The organism is Curtobacterium sp. MCBA15_016, from assembly GCF_001865105.1.
GTDB lineage: Bacteria > Actinomycetota > Actinomycetes > Actinomycetales > Microbacteriaceae > Curtobacterium.
Genome location: NZ_MJGR01000057.1, coordinates 1 through 371, shown reverse-complemented (window position 1 = coordinate 371; position 371 = coordinate 1). Strand labels below are relative to the sequence as shown.

At 75.7% G+C, this 371-nt stretch carries 1 protein-coding gene; it reads right to left on the bottom strand.

What is annotated here, in order from left to right; translation table 11 throughout:
* Window positions 1-32: 32 nt before the first annotated feature.
* Window positions 33-371: hypothetical protein (locus BIV03_RS19935; protein ID WP_175475956.1), on the bottom strand; the 339-nt coding region annotated here is incomplete at its 5' end.

Below are 371 nucleotides of genomic sequence, written 5' to 3'. Positions count from 1 at the left end.
GTGGGGCGCCTCCCGTCTCGTCCGTGGTCGGCTCAGCCGCGTCCGGTGCCGCGGCGCACGGCGCGCGCCAGACCGCCGAAACGGTGCAGCAGGCGGTACTCGGCCGACCGGGTGAGCTCGTCGTACCGCAGGGCGATCGTGTCGCGCTCCTCCTCCGCACGCCGACGCGCGGCGTCGAACGAGGCCACCGCCTGCTCGGCCACGACGAGCCGCTCGTTGATGTCGCGGACGCCCTGCAGGTGCACGTCGCGCTCGAGCTCGGCGACCCGCAGGACCTCGCGCTCGTTCGTCGCCCAGCGGAGGAACGGGGACCGGCTGCCGGTCCGCGACCGCGCGTGCTCGATCGCCGCCTCGAGGACCGGGCGCACCTG